This window comes from Peterkaempfera griseoplana, from assembly GCF_001418575.1.
GTDB classification, from domain to species: domain Bacteria; phylum Actinomycetota; class Actinomycetes; order Streptomycetales; family Streptomycetaceae; genus Peterkaempfera; species Peterkaempfera griseoplana.
In genome coordinates, this window is sequence record NZ_LIQR01000217.1 from 1 (window position 1) to 4,362 (window position 4,362).

The 4,362-nt window shown below is 73.1% G+C and carries 5 protein-coding genes and 2 pseudogenes; 4 read left to right on the forward strand and 3 right to left on the reverse strand.

Translation table 11 applies throughout. The annotated features are described in order from the left end of the window. Positions 1 to 163 precede the first annotated feature (163 nt). The 4 genes and pseudogenes from AOK09_RS17280 to AOK09_RS17290 all read left to right on the forward strand — a co-directional run bounded on the left by AOK09_RS17280 (position 164) and on the right by AOK09_RS17290 (position 2,329). Positions 164 to 597, forward strand: a pseudogene (locus tag AOK09_RS17280) (Hsp20/alpha crystallin family protein). A 245-nt stretch (positions 598 to 842) separates the two neighbouring features. Continuing rightward, positions 843 to 989, forward strand: coding sequence for an STAS domain-containing protein (locus AOK09_RS43690; RefSeq protein ID WP_407675412.1), 147 nt, complete (start codon positions 843 to 845; stop codon positions 987 to 989). 5 nt (positions 990 to 994) lie between these two features. Further along, positions 995 to 1,399, forward strand: a pseudogene (locus AOK09_RS17285) (dienelactone hydrolase family protein); the annotation flags it as partial. An 84-nt stretch (positions 1,400 to 1,483) separates the two neighbouring features. Further along, the gene (locus AOK09_RS17290; protein ID WP_055588109.1) at positions 1,484 to 2,329 is read left to right on the forward strand and encodes an ATP-grasp domain-containing protein; all 846 of its coding nucleotides are present in this window, start codon (positions 1,484 to 1,486) and stop codon (positions 2,327 to 2,329) included. 34 nt (positions 2,330 to 2,363) lie between these two features. On the opposite strand, the gene AOK09_RS17295 is transcribed toward AOK09_RS17290, so the two are convergent. The 3 genes from AOK09_RS17295 to AOK09_RS17305 form a co-directional block, all read right to left on the reverse strand. Further along, positions 2,364 to 2,630 (reverse strand): GlsB/YeaQ/YmgE family stress response membrane protein, encoded by a 267-nt coding sequence (locus tag AOK09_RS17295; RefSeq protein ID WP_055588110.1) that lies wholly within the window; start codon positions 2,628 to 2,630, stop codon positions 2,364 to 2,366. 94 nt (positions 2,631 to 2,724) lie between these two features. Then, positions 2,725 to 3,660 carry a hypothetical protein gene (locus AOK09_RS37875; RefSeq protein ID WP_055588111.1) on the reverse strand — a complete coding sequence of 312 codons (936 nt, stop codon included), beginning with the start codon at positions 3,658 to 3,660 and terminating at the stop codon, positions 2,725 to 2,727. Positions 3,661 to 3,727: 67 nt separating this feature from the next. Continuing rightward, a partial coding sequence (locus AOK09_RS17305; RefSeq protein ID WP_245687332.1) for a polysaccharide deacetylase family protein occupies positions 3,728 to 4,362 on the reverse strand: 635 nt, incomplete at its 5' end.

Here is a 4,362-nt window from a genome sequence, read left to right on the forward strand (position 1 = left end):
CGGTCCGGCCGGCGGTGCGCCGCAGGGGGCGGATGCTTCGGGCCGCTTTCCCCTCGGTGTCACTTCTTTGACGACTCTGTGATTTGTCATCCGATGGACGACATGCTAGAACGGATTGAGGTGAAGCGCACTGGCACCCATCTATCAGTGGAGGTGTTTCGCGATGCTGATGCGCACCGATCCGTTCCGCGAGCTGGACCGGCTGACCCAGCAGTTCTTCGGCATGACGGGCACGTGGTCCAGGCCGACCTCGATGCGCTGGACGCCTACCGCGCCGGCGACGAGTACGTGATCTGCTTCGACCTGCCGGGCGTGGACCCGGAGGCGATCGACATCGACGTCGAGCGGAACATGCTTACCGTCAAGGCCGAACGGCGTCCCCGTCACGAGGGCGAAGACGTGAAGTGGGAGCTGTCCGAGCGCCCGCTCGGCGTGTTCTCCCGGCAGGTCATGCTCTCCGACACGCTCGACCCCGAGGGGATCACAGCCGACTACGACTCCGGCGTGCTGACCCTGAAGATCCCGGTCGCCGAGAAGGCCAAGCCCCGCAAGATCGCCATCAGCCACAGCGGAAGCCGCAAGGAGATCCGGGCCTGACCGCGCCCCTGTGCCGTTCCTCGCCACCCGCACCCGCCGGGCGGGCGGCGCGAAACCTTCCCGCCGGCCCTGCGCCCCCCGGTCCACTCGGCCGGTACCGGCCGACGAGGCCGTGAGTGATGGGCGACCGGCACCGTTCGTGGTGAGGACCGGTGGCGAGATCGACCTCGCCACCGCCCCGCGGCTTCGCCACCGCCCCGCGGCTTCGCCGCCGGCTGGCCGCCGCGCTCGAGGCGCACCGGGAGGTGGTGCCCGACTTGTCGGAGGTGACGTTCATGGACTGCTCGGGTCTGGGCGTCCTCGTCCGGGCCCGCGCAATCAGGCCGACCGGTACGGCGGGCGGCTGTTCTTGCGCGGAGTCGGCGGGCCGGTGGCCAGGCTGCTCAAGCTGACCGGCCTCAGCCGCCGCCTGGTCGCCGCCGTGGACCTGCTCGACCGGCGGCCCGACACCGCCCCCCTCCCGCTGGGCCTCTTCGGTGCCAGCACCGGCGCTGCGGCCGCGCTGGTCGCGGCGGCGGAGCGGCCGCTGAAGGTGCGGGCGGTGGTCTCCCGCGGCGGCCGGCCCGATCTGGCCGCCGAGGCGCTGGGCCGGGTACGGGCACCGGTGCTGCTGCTGGTCGGCGGCGAGGACCGCCAGGTGCTGCGGCTCAACCAGGAGGCCGCCGAGCGGCTCACGGGCCCGCACCGGATCACCGTGGTACCCGGCGCCACCCATCTCTTCGAGGAGCCGGGCGCGCTGGGCGAAGTGGCCGCCGCCGCGGCCGAGTGCTTTCTGCGGATGACCGCGGAGCACCCCGCGTAGCCCTGGCCGCGGCCGGGCGGCGGCCGGATGGTATCCATGCGGTGGGCCGGTGACCCGTTCCGGCCCACCGGAAAGGAGCCCGGTATGACCGCCGGTCCCAGCCGCAGACCCGCGGTCCTGCTCGTCACCGACCTCACCTACCCGGCCCGCGGGCGGCGGTACGGCGACGAGGACACCCTGCTCTCCGCCCGGCTGCGCGAGGACTTCACCGTCGCCCTGTGCCACCCGCTGGACGCGGTGCGGCTGATGGACTCCTTCGACCTGGTCCTGGTCCGCAACAGCGGCCCGGTGATCCACTACCGCACCGCCTACGAGGAGTTCCGGGCCCGGGCCGCGGCCCTCGGCACCCGGCTGCTCAACCCGCTGCACGGGCGCGGCGACATGGCGGGCAAGCGGTACCTGGTCGACCTCACCGCCGCCGGCCACCCGGTGATCCCCACCGTCGACCGCCGGGACCACCTCGACCGGCTCCCCCCGGCGGCGGAGTACGTGGTCAAGCCGGAGCTGGGCGCCGACTCCCTGGGCATGCGGATCGTCACCGCGGACGACCTCCACGGACCGGTGCTGCCGCTCGACGGGATGCTGGTCCAGCCGCTGGTCGACTTCCGCTACGAGGTGTCGTTCTACTTCGTGGACCGGGTCTTCCAGTACGCCCTGCACGCCCCCGATCCGGCCCGCCGCTGGGAGCTGGTGCCCTACCGGCCCGAGCCCGCCGACCTGGACTTCGCCCAGGGGTTCGTCGACTGGAACACCCTCGACCACGGCATCCAGCGGGTGGACGCCTGCCGCACCCGCGACGGGCGGCTGCTGCTGGTCGAGCTGGAGGACCTCAACCCCTACCTCTCGCTCGACCTGGTCGACGCCACCGTCCGGGAGGCCTTCACGGACGCCCTCAAACGGTCGATCCGCTCCCTCCTCAACGCCGGCTGAGCGGACCCGCCCGGCTCCCCCGGGGCCGGGCCGCTCAGTCGCGGGAGTTGCCGAAGAGGATCCGGTAGGCGATCAGCAGCACCAGTGATCCGGCCACCGCCGCGATCCAGGTGGGCAGGTCGAAGAAGTGCCGGCTGATCGGGCGGTCCAGGAACCTGGCCGACGCCCAGCCGCCGACGAACGACCCGGCCACGCCGATCAGGGTGGTGACGATCAGGCCACCGGGGTCGCGGCCCGGCAGGATGATCTTGGCGACGGCTCCGGCGACCAGTCCGAGGACGATCCAGGCGACGACTCCCATGACGCGGTCCTGCCTTTCGGTAGCGCTCCGACACAGGGTAGGACGCGATCCGGCGGGTGCCCGGTTTCAGCGGCCGTTCGGCGAGTGCCCGCTCTCAGCGGCGGAAACCCCGTTCCGGATCCCGCGGGCCGGCGTCGGCGAAGGGCGTGAACCACGCCGGCGGCCGCAGGTCGCCGAGGCCCAGCTCCCGGTTGGCCTCGGAGTCGGGGTCCTCGATGCCGTCCAGTTCGGGATCGTCCAGCAGCAGCACGTGCCGGTGCCGGGGGAAGCACTCCCGGCAGGCGGCCCAGTCGTAGTCGAAGGGGTGCGCCGGCAGGCCGTCCATCAGTTCGGCGATGTGGTCGGGCTCGTCCTCCAGCGCCGCGGCGGCGTCCGCCAGCGCCAGCTCCAGGGCCAGCTCCTCGGCGGGGCAGCGCGGCTCCGGCCACCGTCCGTCGGCCAGGTCCCCCGCGAGGTCGTCGAATGACCTGGCCATCTCCCGCCGCCACGGCACGTCCTGCTTCCAGGTCAGCCTGGGCAGTCGGCCCAGCACCGCCCACTCGTGCTCCTCCCCCGCCAGCACCGGGGCTCCGGCGTACTCCTCCACGTCGTCATAGGCGGCGTCGGCCAGCGCCGAGAGCTGCTCGAACAGCAGGCAGGCCGTACGCGGGGTCAGCAGCCAACCCTCCCCGGGGCCCTCAGCCGCCTCCGGCGGGACATCCAGCGGGAAGAGCTCGGTGAAGTCCGGCTCGACCTCGTCGGCCGGCCGGGTGGTGAGGGCGCCGCCGAGCAGCTCCACCCCGGGGATGCCCTCCAGCAGCTGGTCCGGGTCGAGCAGCACATTGAGGGCGCCCTGCGGCCCCTCGTCGACCTCCGCCGCCATGGCGGCGCGCTGGGCGTCGGGATCGTTGCCCACGAAGCGGACGCCGTGCACCGCACGGTGGCCGGCGGCCCGCAGCGCGGCCCAGTCGGTGACGCGGATCTGCAGGGTGACGACGGCCTCGATCTCCGTCACCGGCTCCGCGGGGGTCTGCTGCTCCTGATCGCCCATGGGGCCAACAGTAGGGACTCCGGCCCGGCTGCGGGGGCCGGCCGGTGCCGGAGCCGGCCCCGTACCGTCAGCGGCGCGGGAAGCTGTACGTCCAGCCCTCCTTGTCCAGCCGGTCCAGCAGCTCGGCCAGCGCGGCCACCGTCTGGGAACGGTCGCCGCCGCCGTCGTGCAGCAGCACGATCCGGCCGGGCTTCAGCTCCGAGAGCACGGTGTGCAGGATCGCCGGGGCGCCGGGCAGCCGCCAGTCCTGGGAGTCGACCTGCCAGCCCAGCGGGCGCAGACCGTGCGAGGCGGCCATGGTCCGTATCTTCGGGGTGAAGTCGCCGCCCGGCGCCCGGTAGTACCAGAGGTCGCCGCCGGAGCCGGCCGCCGTGGCGATCTCCTGCTGGGCGTCGACGATCTCGTGCAGGTTGTAGTCGTCGGACCGGCTGGACTGCTTCTCGTCGTGGTGCACCGAGTGGTCGCACAGCCGGTGGCCCTCGGCGACGATCCGCCGTACCAGCGCCGGGTCCGCCGCCGCCCTGGGCCCGATCATGCAGAACACGGCCTTGGCGTGATGCTGCTTCAGCAGGTCCAGCACCCGGGGCGTCCAGGTCGGATCCGGTCCGTCGTCGAAGGTCAGGCCGATGCTGCGGCCACCGTCCTCCAGCCGGTGCTGGATCTCCCTGCCCACAGCGGCGGGCGGCGGGGGCCGGTCGTGCT

Excerpts from the sequence above, each read along its gene's own strand:
- AOK09_RS17290 (WP_055588109.1), top strand. The coding sequence starts at position 1,484 with ATGACCGCCGGTCCCAGCCGCAGACCCGCGGTCCTGCTCGTCACCGAC.
- AOK09_RS17295 (WP_055588110.1), bottom strand. The coding sequence starts at position 2,630 with ATGGGAGTCGTCGCCTGGATCGTCCTCGGACTGGTCGCCGGAGCCGTC.
- AOK09_RS37875 (WP_055588111.1), bottom strand. The coding sequence starts at position 3,660 with ATGGGCGATCAGGAGCAGCAGACCCCCGCGGAGCCGGTGACGGAGATC.